Source organism: Flavobacterium sp. (genome assembly GCF_047602195.1).
Classification (GTDB): Bacteria; Bacteroidota; Bacteroidia; order Flavobacteriales; family Flavobacteriaceae; genus Flavobacterium.
Map to the genome: position 1 here is coordinate 1 of NZ_JASGHW010000004.1, position 21,004 is coordinate 21,004.

Annotated in this window: 15 protein-coding genes; 9 read left to right on the top strand and 6 right to left on the bottom strand. The window is 43.8% G+C overall.

The window, feature by feature from the left end; all coding sequences use genetic code 11:
- The 4 genes from QM717_RS06465 to QM717_RS06480 all read left to right on the top strand — a co-directional run.
- A partial coding sequence (locus QM717_RS06465) for a T9SS type A sorting domain-containing protein (protein ID WP_415036035.1) occupies nt 1-1,172 on the top strand: 1,172 nt, incomplete at its 5' end.
- Between the two features lie 23 nt (nt 1,173-1,195).
- Nucleotides 1,196-7,987 (top strand): DUF6443 domain-containing protein, encoded by a 6,792-nt coding sequence (locus QM717_RS06470; RefSeq protein WP_415036037.1) that lies wholly within the window; start codon nt 1,196-1,198, stop codon nt 7,985-7,987.
- A gap of 9 nt (nt 7,988-7,996) precedes the next feature.
- The gene (locus QM717_RS06475) at nt 7,997-8,866 is read left to right on the top strand and encodes an ankyrin repeat domain-containing protein (RefSeq protein ID WP_415036039.1); all 870 of its coding nucleotides are present in this window, start codon (nt 7,997-7,999) and stop codon (nt 8,864-8,866) included.
- 175 nt (nt 8,867-9,041) lie between these two features.
- Nucleotides 9,042-9,704: an IS1 family transposase gene (locus QM717_RS06480; RefSeq protein WP_415036041.1), complete on the top strand. Its 663-nt coding sequence runs from the start codon at nt 9,042-9,044 to the stop codon at nt 9,702-9,704.
- 36 nt (nt 9,705-9,740) lie between these two features.
- Here QM717_RS06480 and QM717_RS06485 read toward each other — a convergent pair whose 3' ends face one another.
- Nucleotides 9,741-11,156 (bottom strand): helix-turn-helix domain-containing protein, encoded by a 1,416-nt coding sequence (locus QM717_RS06485; RefSeq protein WP_415036043.1) that lies wholly within the window; start codon nt 11,154-11,156, stop codon nt 9,741-9,743.
- 608 nt (nt 11,157-11,764) lie between these two features.
- Here QM717_RS06485 and QM717_RS06490 point away from each other — a divergent pair.
- The gene (locus QM717_RS06490) at nt 11,765-12,484 is read left to right on the top strand and encodes a hypothetical protein (RefSeq protein WP_415036045.1); all 720 of its coding nucleotides are present in this window, start codon (nt 11,765-11,767) and stop codon (nt 12,482-12,484) included.
- 90 nt (nt 12,485-12,574) lie between these two features.
- Entirely contained in the window at nt 12,575-13,201 is a 627-nt protein-coding gene (locus QM717_RS06495; RefSeq protein ID WP_415036047.1) for a hypothetical protein, read from the top strand.
- Between the two features lie 16 nt (nt 13,202-13,217).
- Here QM717_RS06495 and QM717_RS06500 read toward each other — a convergent pair whose 3' ends face one another.
- From QM717_RS06500 to QM717_RS06515, 4 genes are all read right to left on the bottom strand, one after another.
- A complete protein-coding gene (locus QM717_RS06500; RefSeq protein ID WP_415036049.1) occupies nt 13,218-13,919 on the bottom strand; it encodes a sensor histidine kinase in 702 nt (233 codons plus the stop codon).
- A 202-nt stretch (nt 13,920-14,121) separates the two neighbouring features.
- A complete protein-coding gene (locus QM717_RS06505) occupies nt 14,122-15,255 on the bottom strand; it encodes a tetratricopeptide repeat protein (RefSeq protein WP_415036051.1) in 1,134 nt (377 codons plus the stop codon).
- A 90-nt stretch (nt 15,256-15,345) separates the two neighbouring features.
- Nucleotides 15,346-15,687: a hypothetical protein gene (locus QM717_RS06510; protein WP_415036053.1), complete on the bottom strand. Its 342-nt coding sequence runs from the start codon at nt 15,685-15,687 to the stop codon at nt 15,346-15,348.
- Nucleotides 15,688-15,862: 175 nt separating this feature from the next.
- Nucleotides 15,863-16,819 carry a LytR/AlgR family response regulator transcription factor gene (locus tag QM717_RS06515; RefSeq protein ID WP_415036055.1) on the bottom strand — a complete coding sequence of 319 codons (957 nt, stop codon included), beginning with the start codon at nt 16,817-16,819 and terminating at the stop codon, nt 15,863-15,865.
- Nucleotides 16,820-17,140: 321 nt separating this feature from the next.
- Here QM717_RS06515 and QM717_RS06520 point away from each other — a divergent pair, with 321 nt between their 5' ends.
- Nucleotides 17,141-17,653: a transposase gene (locus QM717_RS06520; protein ID WP_415036057.1), complete on the top strand. Its 513-nt coding sequence runs from the start codon at nt 17,141-17,143 to the stop codon at nt 17,651-17,653.
- 3 nt (nt 17,654-17,656) lie between these two features.
- Nucleotides 17,657-18,622 (top strand): P63C domain-containing protein, encoded by a 966-nt coding sequence (locus QM717_RS06525; protein ID WP_415036059.1) that lies wholly within the window; start codon nt 17,657-17,659, stop codon nt 18,620-18,622.
- A 45-nt stretch (nt 18,623-18,667) separates the two neighbouring features.
- Here the strand turns inward: QM717_RS06525 and QM717_RS06530 are convergent, their stop codons facing one another.
- Entirely contained in the window at nt 18,668-20,215 is a 1,548-nt protein-coding gene (locus QM717_RS06530; protein WP_415036061.1) for a glycine--tRNA ligase, read from the bottom strand.
- An 84-nt stretch (nt 20,216-20,299) separates the two neighbouring features.
- Between QM717_RS06530 and QM717_RS06535 the strand changes: the two genes are divergently transcribed.
- On the top strand, nt 20,300-20,986 hold the full coding sequence (locus QM717_RS06535) for a ComF family protein (RefSeq protein ID WP_415036063.1): 687 nt from the start codon (nt 20,300-20,302) through the stop codon (nt 20,984-20,986).
- Nucleotides 20,987-21,004 lie beyond the last annotated feature (18 nt).

A 21,004-nucleotide genomic window follows, 5' to 3' on the forward strand; every position in this document is an offset into this window, starting at 1 on the left:
GGGTCCTCAAGCTCGATAGGCGCGGTAACGTGGAATGGGAAAAGGTCATCGGCGGTGACAGGGACGACCAGCTTTTTGCAGTCAGGCAGACTTTTGACGGAGGGTATATCCTGGGCGGGAACTCGAACTCCTCGCCTACCCATTCGAAGACACGCGGCAATGGTAAAGGAACCGATTTCTGGATTGTAAAACTGGATGCCAGCGGCGAGATGCTGTGGCAGGAAACCTATGATTTCGGGACCTCGGACATATTGACCTCTATCGTGGAGAACCGGGACCATACGTTGCTCATAGGCGGTTATGCCAAATCGGAGCCGGACACGAAAAGGGATGACAAGGGCATCAATGATTATATCGCGCTCAAGGTTTCGGAGAAAGGTGTGGTACTTTGGCAGAAAACGGTGGGCAGCGACGGGGACGATGCGCTGCGCAAGCTCGTTGAGACGCGGGACGGGGGGTATATCCTCGCAGGTACTTCCAGTCCCATCCGGAGTATGCAGGTGAAAAATTCCAATAAGAAAAATCCAAATTCCAAAGGGGAATCGCCCGTGAAGCTGGGCAACGGCAAGCCGAACCAGCAGATCAAGGAAAATACCGATGCCGTCAATGAGCAAATCAATGAGACGGCGGAGGCATTCAACAAGGATTACAACAAGGCTGTGGGCGGAACCGTCGACAAGGTCAACAATGCGGTAGGTTCCGGCAAGGATTCCTCGTTACAGTACGGCATCAACCAGCCGAAAAGTCCGCTCGGAAAAGCCCCTTCACTGGGAACCGGCGGCAGTGCGGGCGACGCACTCGGTGGGCTCATGGACAGCATGGGCAACAGCCAGCCGACACTACCGCCATCGGGTGACAAGACCAACAATTACGGCTATACCGATTTCTGGGTCGTGAAACTGCGCGACAAGATGAAGGCCCCGAATGAAAAAGGCAAGAGCCTTGAGGCGATGCCCAACCCGACCAACGGCTACACCAATGTGATCGTGAATTATGAGTATGAAAGCGGGACGGCCACGGTGGTGGACGTTTCGGGGCATGTGTTGGACACCTTCCCGATTACGGGGCGGACGGTGCCGGTGGATTTGGGTAAATATCCGGAGGGAATTTATGTCATCAACATCATGACTGATGACCGCAGCGAAGGGGTCAAGGTGATTAGGAGAAAGTAAAAATTTAGAACCAAGCAAACATCATGAAAGCAATATATAATAACATCATTACATTATCTTTCTTCTTGATACTCCTTGCCAATGTTGCGTCGGCACAGGAAGCAACCGATTTTATACAGAACAGGTTTAATTCTCCTGATTCAAATGTGAGCGGAAACAGCACCAGTGTTGATCTCCATCACGGTAAAGCCAACATTAGCATTCCTATTTTTGAGTATAAGGGAAGGGAACTAAACCTGCCTATTTCCATGGGCTATACCACAAGTGGGGCAAAAGTCGAAGATGTCGCCAGTTGTATAGGTTTGGGATGGAACCTCAGCGCGGGCGGACGTATAAACTCAATGGTGAATGTTATCCCTGACAGCCGTTATCCTGAAGAAAATGCCGGTTCGGAAGATCGGTATAGCCTGTCGCTTCCGGGTATTACTGAATATTTTCGTATAGAGTACCACTTTGTATTTGCGAATATTAATCCCGCCATTAAGGCGGAATTACGTACCGGGCCGGATGATCCCTGGATCATAACTATGCCTGATGGCGCTAAATATTTCTTCGGGCAGGATGGAAAAACCGAAATACATTCGACAATCACCGGCACAAAAACAACGAATACGACTACCTCCTGGCTGTTGACCAAAATAATCTCCCCTAACGGATTGGATGAGTACACTTTTGAATACCAAAATTTCGTATGGGCCAATGCTATGCCAAATAATGGTAAAGGATATATACAATCATACGGTAATTCCGGCACCGCTTCTTATATCACCCCATCACAGTATAAGATTAACCAACAGATGTTGAAGGTCATCTACCATAATAACCATAAAGTTATCGGATTCAATTATGGGGAAAGAGATGACATTGCGTTTGTAGACGGCGGCAATGCGCTCAATTCGATTGATTTTTATAACTATACCGATGTCATCGACGACCACAATACGACGACGGACGACCCGGTTGTTTATAGAAAGGCCATTTTTGATTTCAGCTATTTCGGCAATGGTTCGACTGCTACCAAAAAGCTTAAACTTGACGAGTTGACTTTTGTTGGCGTAGATGGCTTGAATAGTTTGACCAATGGGGATTCCTACAAGTTTGCGTATGACCGTGAAGACGAGACCCCTAACAAACTATCTTTTGGACAGGATTACCTTGGTTTATACAATGGCAAGGACAGCAATCCCGACCTTGTTGATTCTTTTGATTATGTAAACCTTTATCCTCCTTTTACAAACCCAACTACACAAAAAAGGGAATTCATTTTTGACAAGGCAACCATTGGGACTTTGAACAAAATCACTTATCCCACGGGGGGCTATACGGAATTTGAGTTTGAGCGGAATACGTTGGATGGGGATTTTAGGCATGAAATTGTACCGGCCGGCATACATACCAGTTATGAGACGACAACCCATGCTGCCATCAATGCCTGGGGAGGGGATGATTTCGTTTATGGGTGGTGCACCAGCACAACCGATATACACCCTTCTATGCAAAACGTGAACTTTGCCGATTATGGAGACGGAACTGTTACCAACAATGGGCACGTTTATAATGTTACCGATGTAACGGCAACTATGTTTTACATAGACGAGGAAGGGGAATATGACCTCACCTGTACAGGCCCGGGAATATATGTAATACAAAAACTGGATTCCCTTACCTTGGAGGATGTGGATAATTCGCCCTGTGGTTCGGGTCCTTATGCGCCTCCTTATCTCATCCCGACGGAATCCATAATTTATAAGGGAAACAATGGTCCCTTCCCTATTGAGTTTATAAAGGGTGGTGTGACATATAACGGAACGATAAACTGTCAGGCCGATGACGTTGTCGATCTCGACCCGGGAATCTATCAGTTGACTTTATGGAATTATTCGAGTGAGACTGTAAACGTTTGCAGTACCAATTCGAGCGTGCTGTTGCAGAAGACCGTCTCGATTGAGGAGCCTTATGATGCCTATCTGCTACAGGTGGATACGAACGGTACACCAGCGGATGGATTTCGGGTGAAATCGGTATCCAATTATACCAAAGCAGGGGGATTGGCCGGAAAAAAGGTCTATAAATATTCGGAAGGACATTACTATCATTACATCAACAACCAGAATTCTTGGACGTGGGGCAGAAAAAAATCAGGCCAGGGTTATCTTTATCCGGACGTAGTATTTTATAATCAAGTGACCGTGATTGAAACCGATTCTACCAACCAGGTTATCAACGGGTATGTAAGGAATCGCTTCAGGGAAACCAATGAGTATGAATATGATGAATCCTATGCTTGGCTCGGAATGCCCCACAACGGACTGCGTTATACCTATGACGTGAACTATGGCAACAGCGGACTTGAATTACATATTGGCTCAATGAACGAACACAAGCTCAGGGAAATCAAAGCATTCGACAATGACGGGAAATTGCTTCGGAAACAAAAATTCAATTATGCTATTGGAGAATACACAAGTCAATGGTACAACCCACTCGAAGGGTCGCTGGAAAGCGACTTTTATGAGAACGAACATACGCCCTTTCCTTATTTCAGCGGATCGGAGACCACTGAATATTTTAGCGGACAGCAGATACAGACCTATCGGACAATCAACTATTCTTTTAGCCAGGGAACCGATCGTAAGTTTTTACCAATCGGCGAAGTCTCCTCGGCGGGGCATGTCGACTATTCCTATGCCCAAGCCCCAAATGGAGGATACTTCTTGTCGGGGAAAGTAAACCAGTCCGGCGACGGTTACCTCAGCAACCAGGTGACGGTTGGGAACAGTGTGCTTACCGACCGCATCTACACGATGACCAGCAATACAAAATTCGAGTTCAATGCCAGAAAGGAAAGGGTAACATCGATTAGTAACATATTGGGCTCCCCGATGGACCCGACGGCATATGAGGCGATAATTTATGGTTATGGGGGACGTATTCCCGTGGCCAAAATCAGTGGAATGAAGTATACCGATATTGATACTACAATCTTGGATTTGGTTGAAGATGCGGCCAATGCTGAATATACGACAGCCAATAATGTTGCCCTGGAAAGTGCAAACAAGGCTTTGCGCACATGGCTGCGTTCTTCACTTAACACAGTTTGCCCAAATGCCCAGGCGACTACTTACACGTATAACCCAAATTTTGGGGTTACATCTATGACGAATATGTCTGAACAGACTGTTTTTTATGAATATGATGCTTTGGGCAGACCGACTTTTACCAAAAAACTGGACCTTGATTCTGATGCAATGTACATTGTCTCGGAAAAGCAATACCACACACGCGCAAATGATTCTGAGCAGAATTGGGTAAAAGAAATTGTCTATAAGGAAGATACTACGACACCGATAGCCAATCCGACCCCGGAACAGGCGGTGGTAAATGTAACTTTCCTTGATGGACTGGGCAGGCCAATCCAACAGACTGCTCACCAACAGGGGTTCGATTCGGCCACGGAAACCTATTCTGACATCAATACCCATAGTTCCTATGATATTTTGGGCAGGCAACCTAAGACTTATTTGCCTTATGCCACGGGCGATACGAATATAAGATTTGATGCCACGGAAGCAGAGACCATTAGCTATAGTGAATATTCAGGTAACAATCCTTTTTCGGAGAAGGTATTCGATGACACGCCGCTGAACCGTGTGCTTAAGGTTTCGGCTCCCGGCAATACAGGGAACTGGGCTATGGGCTCGGGCCATGAGATCACGTTTGAATACAAGCTCAACGATGGCGACAATGTTAGAAAGTTTAGCGTTTTGTATGGTGCGCTGATTGATGACGGCCTCTATCCCGAAAATTCATTGTACAAGACCGAGACCAAAGACGAGAACGGGAACGTGACGCAGCAATTTACCGATGTGCGTGGACTGACCGTCTTGAAACGTTCGTTTGATGAAATGGGTACGCCACATGACACCTATTACTGTTACGATGAGCTGTACAGCCTTACCATGGTGATCCCGCCATTGGCACAAGGTACTATCGACGCGAACATGGTAAAGAACCTATGCTATCAATATATTTATGATGACTGGATCAGGGTGATTGAAAAACAACTGCCGGGAAAACAGCGCGAATACATGGTGTATGACGGCCTGGGCCGTGTTGTGGCGACTGGCCCCGCCTACTCACCATTTGGCGGCAATACGGGCTCCAACCCGCAGGTGGGATGGCTGCGCACTTATTATGACAACATGGGTCGCGTTGCCGTGACGGGATGGGAACCAGGGGAAATTGACAGCGACAAGCGAAACTACCTGCAGGACACCTATTCCAATGACAGCCATATTGTTTCGAGTAGCGGGTCTACCACTTTTGACGGACAAGAGGTTTTTTATTCCAATATAAACACCAGTAATGATTTTATTCTGCTGACGGTTAATTATTATGATGACTACCGTTTTGCCCCGCTGAATGACCTGACCGTGGCCATATCGGAAGAATCCCCATACTATAATAATACAAATAAACCAAGCGGGCTGCCGACCGGCTCATGGACACGTGTGCTCGAAAACGGGCCGATCAAGGGGGAAAGCTCATTTATTCTCTATGACAAATGGGCACGCCCGATCGCCACACGCAAGGACAACTATCTGGGCGGTTACACGAACACCTCCTCTACCCTCAACGAAGCGGGACAGGTAAGCGAAAGCAGGATAAAACACAAAAGGGATAACCTGAGCAGCTCTACAGAAATTGCAACCCAGGACAGTTTTGAGTACAATGGCAATGGAAGCCTCAAGGAACACTACCAGCAAATAGGCACACTTTCACAGCAAGCACTTGCCAAGAACTATTACACAAAACTGGGCAGAATCTATAAAAAAGAAGTAGGCAGCAACCTCAACAACGAACCGCTGCAAACCGTGGATTTCTCCTATAATATCCGAGGATGGCTCACCGGCATCAACGGCATAGGCGACATGACCGAAAACGGCCAGAAAGACCTTTTCGGCTTTATGATCAACTATGACACCATGGGCTACGGCAGCAACGTAAACCAGGATGAGGACGCCGACGGCGTACACCCCCTGTTCAACGGCAACATCAGCGAAACCTACTGGCGGAGCGCATCGGATAACGTACTGAGAAGATACGGCTACAAATATGACGGCCTAAACCGCATGAACCGTGGTATCTACAACAAACCCGAAGGCAACGTAAGCACCAATTCCTACAACGAAACTGTGAACTATGACGCCAACGGCAACATCACCGACGTACAAAGAACCGGAAACTTCGACCTGATGGGCTTGGTCAATCCCATAGACGACCTGACCTACAACTATGACCCAGACACCAACCGCCTCACGGCCGTCAGCGACAACACCAACAGCCCCAAGGGATTCAAGGACGAGCCCGGACCGGTCGATTACACCTATGACCTGAGCGGCAACATGATCTCGGACGCCAACAAAAATATTGATTCAATCCATTACAACCACTTGAACCTGCCGACCAAAATATATTTCCAGAACGGTGACTATATTGACTATATTTACACAGCGACAGGACAAAAGATAAGAAAGGACGTTCATGACGGCAGCGCAATGCGCGACACGGATTACCTGGATGGGTACCAGTATGTAAAGAAAGAAATAAAATTCTTCCCGACATCTGAAGGTTATGTAAGTTGCATCCCGACCTCTGGCGGGAACAACTACCGCTACGTGTACAATTACAAAGACCATCTGGGTAATATCAGGATGTGCTATGGCCTCAACGAGGAACAGGAGCTGACGATACTGGAAGAAAACCACTACTACCCCTTCGGGCTCAAGCACACCAACTATAACCCGACCATCAAAGAATGGGGAACGGAACTGCCGAGCGAGGAGGTATTGCTAAGGGAGGCCGCACCGAGCAACCCGGTGGCGACGAGCAGTTACAAGTACAAGTTCAACGGCGTGGAATGGCAGGACGATCTTGCATTGAACCTGTTTGACATGGACATGCGGGATTATGACCCTGCGATTGGAAGGTGGTTGGGGATTGATCCCGTGACGCATCATGGTGTGTCGCCGTATGTGGGGATGGATAATAATCCTGTTTTACTTGCCGACCCTGCGGGAGCGGATGCGCAAAATCCAGGATGGACTATTACTATAGACGCCTCTTTATTTGTTGATAATGCAGCCACCCTTGTTCAGATCTTCGAAGAAGGAACATTGTCCATTAAAAATCCAAAATTAGCACTAGAGGATGCAATTATCAGTGCGGATGTGTATGAGAATGGCTATGCCTCGTCATTAAGAGCAATTGGGTGGACCAGATCTTCATTTAGTCCTGCTGACGTCTTGTACAGAAATCCCGATATAGGATTTAGGTCGGGCTTATATCAAAGAGGAAATGATTTCGTCTATGCGACCGCCGGGACAGATTTCAAAAGTCTCCAAGATTGGATAAATAATGGCACACAATTACTGGGTCTTTCGGAGCAATACAGTTTATCTGTAAATAACGCAACGATTCTTAGCGGCTATTTAAAAAACCTTAGATTTACAGGACACTCTTTAGGTGGCGGCTTAGCTGAAGCCAATGCATTAGCCACCGGTAGGACAGCTACAACTTTTAATGCCGCTGGACTGAGTATATTCACTAAAGGCAAAAATATGCTCAAAAACTCTAAAACAGACGCATATATTTTGTATACCGATCCATTAAATTTTGTCCAAAAACGAAATATTTTGTTACCTTCGGCAGGAGGAAGACATCACTATATCGCTCCTACATCATTATCCGGAATCTATAATGGACATAGTATCGATTCAATGATTGAAGCACTAGGGTTTTGGGGCGGTTTTTAACTATCTAATATGAAAAATGTTTTTGTAATACTGCTTTATTTCTCTTGTCTATCATGTTTTAATCAAGAGAAAATTGTAGATAAAAGTAAGTTATTAGGAAATGATATAAGATTATTTCAAGAGACACCTGCTTGGAACTTAGCGAAGGCTGTTAATGATGAAGATACTGCCGCAATTAAACGCGAAGTCGAAATTAATATGGTAAGCATTGATTATAAAGATGAACGATTTGGACATACTTTATTGTCAATGGCTATTCGAAATGACAAATACGAATCAACAAAAACCTTATTAACGCTTGGTGCGAACCCCAACGCAGCGGATAAATATATGGGAACGACGCCCATTATTTATGCTGCTAAAAAAGACGATCCGAAATATCTAAAACTACTTTTGTCGTATAACGGAAACCCAAATTCAGCTGAAGATGCCCCACCTATAGAAGGCAACACTCCAAGAAATACAGTGCTAAGTTCTGCAATTGGGTACATGGATAATAGCAGCCTTGAAAAAGTAAAACTACTAGTCGCTGCCGGTGCTGATGTAAATTCTGATAATAAAGGACGAACATCAAAACCTCTTAATGATGCTTTCATGGCTGGAAAGATGGATGTTGCATTATATTTGATGGAACATGGTGCAGATTACAGGAGTTTGATGTATACAATGGTTGATGGTGAGGAAGTCTACATCTTGAAAGCTTTGCGCAAAGCTACGTTTGATCTCAATTCCGAAGAATATAAACAGAAATTAAAAGTTATTGCTTTCTTAAAAGCTAAAGGTCTGGATTATGACGATGAACCGATTCCAGATTATATTTTAAATGAAATAAAAGAAAAATATCCGTATAACTGGAAAGATTATTTGGGAAAATATTAGGTAATGTATCAGATTAGGTGTTTTCAAAAATTAATCCCATAGACCCCCGAAAACAAAGAAAACTTAACAAAGAATTCATCAAAAGAAAGACAGCCCACAGGTTGTCTTTCGTATTTTAACGGTCTTAAAAGCAATGAATGGAAAGGTTGTTCATCCTCATGTTCCAGAATAGGTCATGGAAATAAGCTGCAAAGTTTGCTTTAAAAAGTGTGTCAAAAATGGACTCCAAAGCAACGGTAAGCAACGGTATAAATGTGGTTCCTGTGGCAGGCGTCAACAAATAGAATATTTATACAATGCCTGCAAACCTAATATCGATAACCAGATTATTGCATTTTGCAAAGAAGGAGTAGGTATAAGAAGCACCGCCAGACTCCTAAATATTTCATCCACGACATTGCTGAAAAGGATTATTGCAATTGCTGGATCTATTCCCCCTCCATGCTTATACAGGCACAAGACCTACGAGGTAGATGAGATGTGTACTTTCGTCAAAAACAAAAAAAACCTTATCTGGATTGCCTATGCGCTAGAAAGGGAAACCAAACGGATTGTCTCATTCAATGTTGGCAAAAGGACGAATAAAACCTTGAATTGGATCCTAAAAAGCCTTGTTCTATCAGACGCGGACAAAATATATACCGATGGCCTAAAAAATTACAAGTTTCTCATTCCCAAAGAACTGCATATTGTGAAACGCTTCGGTACAAATATGATAGAAAGATATAACCTGTCATTGAGAACGCACCTGAAAAGATTAAACCGCCGGACCATATGCTTCTCAAGGAGTATTGTTGTGTTAAAAGCGGTGCTGAAGATTTATTTTTGGAGTTATTGATATGAAGTGAACTTGCCATATAATTTATATCCAACATCATATCTGTACCAAAAACTCCCCCAAACCCACACCCGTCTTCTTCTCAAAGACCTTCACGAACTGCTGTGCCGACCCGAAACCGACCTCATCAGCCAATGCCTTATGCGTATAGCTTCGGTATTTCCTTTCATTTTGAAGCAGGGAAATAATATAATTAATCCGCAAGTCATTGATGTACTCCATTACCTTGCATTCCTTGTAATGGTTGATTACTTTGGAAACATAACTCGTATTGTATCCCAATATCATCGCAAGCCTTGCCTGTGTCAGTCCTTTTTCGAGAAATCCCTTTGACGCCTCAAATTTCTCAAGGTTGTCGAGAATTGCAGTCACGATTTCGAGGTTAATTCCCAAAACGTGCATTTCTTCCTCATTTTCCTCGGCAGACTGGCTGTTTATGATTTTCTCTATTTTCTTACGTTTCTTGATCTTGTTTCTCCTGTTGCGATAGAAAAGCGTCAGGGGTAAAATGAGGGCACCGACGGATACCGTGAACAATAATATTTGGAGCAGCCGTTTTGTCTCTGTGGCCTCATTGGCTTCTTTTCTTGCCGCCATCAGCTTTCCGGTATTGTATTCCTTGTCGATTTTTCGGGAAAGATGGCGAAAGTTCGTGAAAAGGTAACGGTCGACCTTGATCAATTGTTTCATAAGATATAATTCTGACCGGTAGTCGCCTTTGGATTTGTAATGTCCTATCATGATTTCATAAGCTTCGCGCAATTCCGGCCTTATGAAAACATTGTTATTGAATGTGGTGTCTACCTTGGCGAGGTAACCGATGGCTTTTTCGTACTGCTGCAACGCGATGTAGTTTTTGCCGAGATAGAAATTCCGTACTGTCTCATTGCGGATGTCGTTCTTTTTGATAAGGCTTGTATTTAGGCCCTCGAGGCTCATAATTGAATTCCTGTAATTTTTCTTGAAATATTGGTTGATTCCTTCGCTCTGCTCGAAAAATGGGATCATGTCATAGTCTTCTGTCTCGCGGGCATCCTGGATACCCATTTTGTTCAGGGCGGAACAAATATCCAGTTTCCCGACACCCTGGTAGCATAAACCCAATGCATGGAGTGAGATCAGGTAGGGTTTGCCTCCCTCGGTATCATATTGCTCTACGCATTCCCGAAGCAGGGATATGGCTTCATCATAATATCCGAGGTAGTATTTCGTCTGCCCCATTAGAAATTTGAGCTGGTAGGTATAATAAGTATCATCTGTCTGGACTGCCAACCTATTGGCCATAAGGTATTCCTCAAGGGCGGCACCGCACTTATTTTGGTTGAAAAGGACGAGTCCTTTTGTAATATGGGCCTGCAGTGCAATGAGTTTATCGGCACTCCTTTGGGCGATTATAATCATGCTATCAGCGTATATCAATTGGAATTCTTTTTCTGATTTGTGTATGAGCATCTTATATGCATTTGCCGCCTGTGCCCAGTTTTCTTCGGCAAGTGCCTTTTTCAGATAGCAGCGATTGTATAGGATATCTATTGTTTTGGGATTGTTGTCGGAGTCCAATTTTTCAATGAAGTAGTCATAACTCTTGCGAGAAAGGCTGTCTGGTATTGTATTTCCAATCTTTTGAGCGTTGGCGAAAAAGACCGATAAAAAATAAAGGATGGAAAGTTTGATGCAAAAGGGCATTTGTACCCATCGGGAATTGGGGAGAGGGTTAGTCATTTGTTAGTTGTGTTTGTTGGAATGTAAAAATATTAAAAATCCGAGGTAAAAAGTGAGCTTTTTCCCACAGTTTGATTAGTACTAATTGCATTTATCCCCAACCCTTTTATTTACAATGGATTTGCATGGGTGTATACTGTTATGGATTTATAAATGGATGTATTTGGAAAGTGTATCTATTTGCAAATGGCGATACCTACCATTTGCGGAAGGTGATAACTGCCTGTAGCTTTGCCTTCGAATTCAACCACTAGAACCTGTAGAATGGTTCTTGTCGTTCAGTCCTCCCGGGGCGGAATGAACGGACCTAAATCATTACTCATCTTAATTTCTAAACCATGAAGAATATTTTTTTATTAGCCTTTACTGCTCCGTTTTTTACTAACTGCACTACCGATAATGGGAATGGAAATCCCTTGGGAAAAGGGGCCGAAGTTGCTTCACGCTATACTTTAGAATACCCGGCCAATCCCGACAATCCTTTTGACGTTTCCGGGATATTGTTTTATGATGTCTCCGAAGCGTTCGTTGCGGGCAACCATCCTGTCGGTAATACGTCGGATGTGATTTCGACCGTTGACCGTGTCGCTACGGCGAACCTTGATTTTATGGAAATCGTGAACGAGAATTACGAATTGCCGGATACGGCTGCCATCAATACCTGTCTTATTGGCGATGACTGGACGCTTGCGGAAGCGATAAACCGGTCGGGGCTGGGTCTTGTAGCCCGCAACGAGGTGATTCGATTCTCCGGGGAATTGCTGTTGCTTGAAATCGACAGAAAGCCGTATGAGATTATTTACCGGTATATCCTCGACTTCGAAAAAAACATACAGAGTAACCCGCAAATCAGTGCGGCAGACCAGCGTATCGCCTTAAATTACAGTTCGATTTTACGCTATGCCTACTACTTTGCCAACAGGCAGAAGCAAAAGCCCCGGGACCGCAATTGGGACATTTCGATCAGTTGCCTCATTGCTGCAATCGACGGAAGCAAGACCAGCGTTGCCAAGGGTGTAGTCTCTACGGTAGTGGTCAGCTTGCTGAAAAACAAATGATAATATTTCGCCGGAGTTAATCGCCAAACAAATTTTTATACGCCTGAAGGCCGTCAATACCACTGGCGGCCTTTTTTAAATTTACAAAATATGAATGTTATAATCGTGGATGGCCATCCTGTTGCCCGTTATGGCTATCCGGTGCTTTTTGTCGGTACAAGGTTTAATGTTGAATGTGTTTCGAACCTGGAAGATATTCATGATACCCTGATGCAGGAAAGGCGATTCTCCATAGTATGCATCGATGCCACCTTCTGTATCCAGGATTGTGAGCGGCTGAAATATCTGGAGCACTTGATCCTGGACATCAGGAATACGGCAGGCAGCCGGATTGTGCTGCTTACCGGAAAGGTCGACGCTTACTCAATCCATCGCTTTAGCCGTTTGATTGGCCAAGGGAGCTTGATTGCCTTGCACGATGTTGGGTCGGAGCTACTTATCGCATTTGAAATGGTGTTGGACGGCGGCAGGTATCTTAGCCGTACCATCGAGCAAAAAGTAAAATTGGTCCATGGACAGTTTGATCTCGATGAGTTCAACTATAAAATAATAGCATTGTTGGCTGAGGGGGTCAGGACCAAAAATTTACCGGACCATATCCCTCTAAGTATAAATTCTATTGATAAGAGGAAGGCTTACATCAAGATGATCTTGAATGTGGAGGGCGGAAGCGACGGAGATATCATCAGGGAAGCGCGAAATCTTGGAATTATATAAAATGGCGATTAGTTTACTAGTATACTTGACTTTCGTTTACGATAGGCACGGTGATGGTTATTACGGTTCCTTTGCCCTTTTTAGACTTCACATCCAGACTACCATTACATTCTTTGGTCCGAGACTCCATATTTTGGAGGCCGATTCCTTTTTTCTTGGTGTTTATGTCAAAACCTTGTCCATTGTCGGTAATCTTCAATATGATGGTTTCGAGTTCCTTTTCAATCCTAACATCAATTTTTTGCGCTTGTGCATATTTGTTGATGTTTTGAAGCGATTCCTGTAGTATTCTGTATAGGTTGATTTTAATGGAATTGCCCACCTTATCCCATTTGATGTTGTCATCTATATGGGATGTTAATTCGGGTGCATGAGAAGTCTTTTGTTCTTCCAGCAAATTGCTTACGATTGCAACGAAATTATTGATCAAGACAAATTTTTCACGATTAAGGTCATGTGAAATTTCCCGAATATCCTGCTCAATGTTTTTTAACTCGTTTAAGTAATTGAATCTGTTTTCAATCGATTCATCGTCGGTGAACTTATTTAAGCTATCTAAGTTAAGCCTTGCGCCAAATAATCTTCCTAAAACCCCATCATGTAATTCCTGGGCGATACGTTTCTTTTCTTTTACCCTGCTTTCTTCTATAGTTTCCTGTTGCGATATCATAAGACTATAAATCTCCTCGTTTGCCTTTTGTTGTGCCTGAACTAGCATCAACTCTCTGTTTTTCGCCCTCTGGTTCCTAATAATAAATAAGAGCAGTCCTATCAGGAATGTCCCGACGAAAAAATATAATAGGTTTCTATTCTGCTCTGCGAGTTTGTCTTTTTCCTGTAATATCTCATCCGTTTCCAATTGTATCCTGGCAAACTTATTTTGTGATTTTCGTTCTGCCTGCTGTAGACTATCATTGATCCTAATGTAGTCCTTTCGAAAACTGTGATGCATTTTTATGGTCTACTACTGACAACTGTTTCAATGATGCCAAAATATCGCTATATGTTTTTGACTTCCTGGCCGTCGCTAAAGCTTCTTCCGCCAAGTCTTGAGATTTGACAGTATCTTCCTTATAGGCGTAATACTCTGAAAGGTGTAGTTTGCTTAAAACAACACCTGACAGGTTGTGAAGGCTGTCCCTTATTTTTAAAGATCTATAAAAAAGTGCCGGAAGATTTGAATCGTCCTTTAGTTTTAATTTCGAGTAAGCGAGATTATCAATTAATGTCGAATATAATTCAGGAGTCCGATTTTTTAGGCTTTCGTCTTGCAATGCCAGTTGAAAATAGCTTATCGCCTCTTTATCTTGATTTATGTTTTGATAGACGTTACCGATATTGCTTAGACAAGTTGCCTCTTGATTGAATTCATCATTTAAATTATTTTGACGCACTAGGTTAAGTGCCTCTTTATGTTTTTCAATCGCTTTGCTGTAGTCCTTCATCTCGTTTGAAATGATACCCATCATACTAATCGACTGGTAGAGTATTTCTTTGTCTGAAGAATTTCGCAGTAAGTTATATGCCTGTGATGTTGAAATGTCAGCCCCTAAATAATCATTTGCATAAAATTGTATAATCCCCTTTTTAAGAAAAATCCTTCCCAGATTTTCTTTGTCTTTCAGTTTTGTATATAATTTTTCGGCCTTTAGATAAAAATAGTAAGAGCTGTCATTTATTCCAAGATTCTTATAATATTCGGCTTTATATCTATAGGCTTTTGCTACGTTGAAGGTGTCTTTTGCCTGTACTGCATTGTCAAGGACGAGGTCGGATGCCAATTTGAACTTCTTCCAGTCTTTCGCCCCAAAATAATTTGTCGCCACTTGAAATATCTTCTCACGATTCAATGAGTCATTCGTTTGCCTTTTAAGAATTTCAAACGCCTTAGAATTGTACGTTATTTTTTTTTCGATGTTTTCTGATTCCCTAGCGGCCAAGCCCATATAAATGGAAAGACTGTCCCTTGATGCATTTGTAGAAACGGAGGTATTATCGTTCTTTTTGCAACCAAACAATGAGGCAAACGCTATTATGATGTAAAACTTTCTCAATCAATAAGTTTTTTTCAAAAGTAATGAAAGTGATGACAAAAAAAAAAGCTATCAGTTACGATAGCTTTCAAATATTATTTTTCTAGTTTCTTATGCTAATGGATTTCCTTTTGGAACAGTTTGCCCCCCAATTGGTTGTCTTGACAACGGCTTGCTGTCTTTTGGAACAGTTTGACCACCGATTGCCAAAGGATTCCCTTTTGGAACAGTTTGGCCACCGATGTCAGACGGACGCGATAATGGGTTTCCAGTAGGTACTGTTTGTCCGCCAATTCCTAATGGATTTTTGTCAATTGGTAAACTTTGGCCGTGATAGTGAAGAGGTTTTCCTCCTACAGGCACAGTTTGACCGCCAATTTCCGAAGGACTCGTAAATGATGTCAACACCATCATCAGCGAAAATAATCCGAATGTTAAAATAGCTTTTTTCATAATTTGAGACTTTGTTATGTTATGGTATTTTTTCTGTTTTATGGTGTGAGTCTTTTCTGATTCACGATGTAAAACTACATAGCAAGTCCCTATCAATTATAGTGTTTAAAGGGGTTTATGGTGGAATGGTGCCGTTTGATAGTGGATGACTATCAAATTTTGGTGGATGGATTTTTTAAATTTCGAGATAATTGCCGTTTGCGATGTTGCTGATGATGGAATCCACATTCTCCTTGTAGGATTTGGAGAAAGGCAATTTGGTGGTGGTGTTCTTAATATAGCAAACGGAATTTCCAGTATGGATCCTCGACACATAATCAATATTGACAATATAGCTGTTATGGATCCTTACAAAAGGAGAAGAAAGTACCGATTCGAAATGCTTGAGTGTTTTAAAAGCCGTAATCATTTCCCCGTTGTACAAATGGATGTCGGTGGAATTATTATCGGCCTGGAGGTAGCAAATATCCTTTGCTTCTATAAAACGGTAGTCCCCATAAGATTTGACACAAATGATCAGCGGCTTTTCCTCTTTGGCGGGTTTCTCAATCGTGATTACCGGAACCTCCTCGTTTATGTGTGGCTTGACACTGATGAACGCTTCAATTACTTCGGCGGCCCGTTCAGGCTCCGAAAAGTCGCCCTCATGTTCTTGTACCTCAACTGGCTGCGGGGCTTCTACAACCGGAACCAATACTTCGGCAGCAGCCGGATGATCTTCTACAGGCTCCGCCACGAAAGTCTGCGGCACATCAACCATTGCCTTTTCGAGCCTCAACAAAGATTTTCTAAGGTCTGATGGCAGCAATGGCTTGGTACAGTAATCGAATACATCGTACTTGATGGCTTCGAACGCTTTTTCGGTTGTGCCGGTCGTCACAATGATTTTGGGAACCACTTTCAAGTAACGGTACAATTCGTTGACAAACAACAATGACAAGTTACTGGAAGCGTCCTCGGGGGCAATCTCAAGAAAAATAATCGCAGGATTGTGCTGCAATACCAAATCGAGGCCGTCTTCATAATTATGCGCAGACGCAACAAACTGCAAGCTGGGGAAACGAGAGGCCACAGCCTTAGTTTCCAGCATACTTTGCGGGTTGTCATCGATAATGAGGTAAGAATGCTTCATTAATGTCTGCTTGTTGGTTCAGCACGACATTAGAAGGAAAATCAGATAGGTTTGGGGAACCAAATTTGCCAGATCAACTGAAAACATTTCTATGACAAATCTGATTGCTAATTTACTCCATTTAGCCACTTAAAAACCCGACTGTTAATAGAATCCCAAAGATTGTTGACATTTTTTTTTCAAGTGCAAAAAAATACGTTGAATAACACAGGGCTTGCATTTCATCGGATTTATAGGGAAATTTTTTTTGAGTTATATATATAATTACACTTATTTATCTATTTTTGTGTAAATTATATAAAACCCATAAAAGACCTACAAGTGATTAGTGAATCCTACAAACACCTGGACGATATCAAACAGGCATTCCCGACAGAGGAGGCATGCCTGCGGCACTTAGAGCAATTGCGATGGAATGGTTTTGTCATCAGTCCGTTCGATCCGATTTCCAAAGTATACAATTGCAAGAATGGCCGTTACCGTTGCCGCAATACCGGAAAATATTTCAATGCCAAGACCGGAACGCTCTTTTACAATTCAAAAATCGAATTGCAGAAATGGTTTATGGCCATTTGGATCATTTCGAACAGCAAAAACGGCATCACTTCGATAGAATTGGGCCAGCGGTTAGATGTCACACAAAAATCGGCCTGGTACATGCTTAGGCGCATCAAAAAACACCTAGGGTTGGACGTACCGCAGACAGATGATGCCGCAAAAACCATCCGACCGGGAGAAAAATTAGAAAAACCGAAAAAAGAGCAAGAAATCGAATTGAAAGTCGAAAAAGACAAACTACAAATGTTGGAATGGCTCCAATTGTTAAAAAAATAAAACATGCCACAAATCGTACATCAAATTTCGTTTGGCTCCGAGCAACTGCCGCTCAAGATCGGGAATATCGAACTGCCTTGCTTCATACTTGACAACCGACAAGCTGTTTTTACCAAAAACGGCCTGCAGAAGGCGCTTGGCTATGACGGGAAATCCGAAGATTGGCTTTTTGACTTTTTGGGCAGCATCAACAAATTTTATCCCATACAAGGCGAATTGTTCGAAGCTTTCGAGAATCCGATCCTATTTGAAGTCACCGCCAAGGATGGAAACAAGATCGTCTGCAACGGCATGGCGACGTACATCCTACTCATGACCTGCCAGACCATCGTCAATGCCAAAGCCGACGGCTATCTTAGCGTTGGCCAGCTCAAACATGCCAGGGCCGCACAGGCAATTGCCCAATTCGCATCGCAGTACAATCTAAACGAGGCGGTAGCGCAGGCCAGCGGCTTCAACTTCGCAAAAGAAAGCGGCAAAACCTATCTTGAGCAGTTTTTGGTTCGGCAGACCAATGATCCGGCTTATCATTGGGTACACACTTTTCGCGATGCTTTTTTTGACGCGCTTTTGCAACAGCAATCATTGGAATGGGTCGATTTACGCGATAAACCACAAGAGATAAGTAGATTATTATATGAAACTATTTTTTCACGCATCCCAGACAATTTGCTCAACGAACTGCGGTCTAATAAGCCCAAAAGAAGTTACCGCCGCAACGGAAAAGTTTCAGATACCGAGCATCCGGCGCTCAAAGAATACCTGTCCGAAATCTTGTCTTTATTAAAAGCGGCTGCGGACAACTGGACCATTTTCCTGCAACTATTGAACAGGATCCATCCCAAGAAAAACAATACCGAATTGCAATTAGAACACCCTGTCGCCGTGCCAGCCATAAGTGAGGAGCCGTTGCACCTCCTAATTAAAAAAGGACTGGAAATCAATAAGACTTACAAAAAGCACAAATAAAAAAGGCTTCCGTTCTGGAAGCCTTTTCTCAACATATATCTGATGTTATACTTTGGTTTTGAGCAACCAATTCTTCATGCTCACTTCATTTTCAATGATCTCGCGCAGCGCACCAATGGCAACACGGTCTTGTTTCATCGAATCGCGGTGACGGATCGTAACCGTTTGGTCTTCGAGTGACTGGTGGTCTACGGTGATGCAGAACGGTGTCCCGAGGGCGTCCTGTCTCCTGTAACGGCGACCTACCGCATCTTTTTCATCATAGGCCATGTTGAAATCCCATTTGAGCTCGTCGATGATGCTTTGTGCGAGTTCAGGCAGACCATCCCTCTTGATTAAAGGCAAAACCGCCGCTTTGGTCGGCGCCAAAACCGATGGCAATTGCAAAACGGTACGTGTAGAACCGTCCTCGAGCGTTTCTTCCTTGAGCGACGTGGAAAATACGGCCAGGAACATGCGGTCCAAACCAACAGAGGTCTCCACGACATAAGGCGTATAGTTCTCATTGAGTTCCGGGTCGAAATATTGCAATTTCCGTCCAGAATATTGTTCGTGTGCCTTCAAATCGAAGTCGGTACGCGAATGGATGCCTTCGAGCTCCTTGAAGCCGAACGGGAAGTTGAATTCGATATCGGCCGCGGCATTGGCATAATGCGCGAGTTTCTCGTGGTCGTGGAAACGGTAGTTCTGCTTTCCGAGACCGAGCGACAAATGCCAGTTCAGGCGCGTCTGTTTCCAGTATTCGTACCATTTCATTTCCTCGCCCGGACGGACAAAGAATTGCATCTCCATCTGTTCGAATTCGCGCATGCGGAAAATGAACTGCCTGGCGACGATTTCATTTCGGAATGCCTTTCCGGTCTGTGCAATCCCAAACGGGATCTTCATGCGACCAGATTTTTGTACGTTGAGGAAATTGACGAAAATTCCCTGTGCCGTTTCGGGACGCAGGTACAAATCCATCGCATTTTCGGCGGAAGCGCCCAATTTGGTCCCGAACATGAGGTTGAATTGCTTCACTTCGGTCCAGTTGCGTGAACCGGTCTCCGGATCGGCGATTTCCAACTCCTCTATTAGGGCTTTTACATCGGCCAAATCATCGTTGCCGAGGGAACGAGCCATTCTTTCCAAAATCTCCTTCTGGCGGGCCTTATATTCCATGACACGCGCATTGGTCGTGACGAATTCGTTCTCGTTGAACGCATCCCCGAAACGCGCGCGCGCCTTCTCGATTTCCTTTTGCGCCTTTTGGTTGATCTTTTCACAATAGTCTTCGATCAACACATCGGCACGGTATCTTTTTTTGGAATCCTTGTTGTCGATGAGCGGGTCGTTGAAGGCATCGACATGGCCGGAAGCCTTCCAGGTGGTCGGGTGCATCAGGATTGCGGCATCAAGGCCCACGATGTTCTCGTGCATCTGCACCATTGCTTTCCACCAGTACTCGCGGATGTTTTTCTTGAGTTCTACTCCGTTCTGCGCATAATCGTATACTGCGCTGAGTCCGTCGTACACTTCGCTGGACGGGAAAATAAACCCATATTCCTTGGCGTGCGACACGACATTTTTAAATAAATCTTCTTGTTTTGCCATAGTGGTGCAAAAATATAAAAAGTGCACAGAAATTAACACCGTACGACTGATTTTTATAACTTTATGTTTTCAAAGCCATTCAATATGTTTACCAGCCTGATCCATTTATTCTTCCCGCCCGTTTGTGCGGGTTGTGATTCCTTGCTGCTCGTCAGTGAAAATGCCATTTGTAGCCGTTGCCGTCATGAAGTTCCACAGACCGGCCACCACCTGATCCCTCAAAATGAAGCCTTCAAAAAATTTTATGGCAAAGTCGATGTAGTATTCGCGGCAGCTTTCCTTTATTACCACAAAAAAGGGATCGTACAGGAATTGATCCATCAACTCAAGTACAAGGGGATGGAAGAAATTGGTGCCGCATTGGGTCATTGGTATGGCGCCGATTTGAAAACGATCGGGGCGCTTCAATCGGTTGATGCCATTATACCCGTTCCCTTGCATCCCAAGAAATTAAGGCAGCGCGGATACAATCAGGTCAGCCGTTTCGGTTTGGCGCTGTCCGAAAATCTCGGAAAGCCATTGAACCAAAACATCCTGATCCGCAAAGTATATTCGAAAACACAAACGAAGAAAAACCTGCTCGGCAGGTCCGAATTGGGCACCAAGGAAATTTTTGACGTCGTCTTTTCTGAACAGGACCACCATTTGCATTTCTTGCTCATCGACGATGTGCTGACCACCGGATCCACCTTGGAATCCTGTAGCAAGGCGCTGCTTAAAATACCGGGAGCACGCATCAGTATTGTGTGTATGGCCTTATCCCATTCCTGACCCAATACTTTGACATTG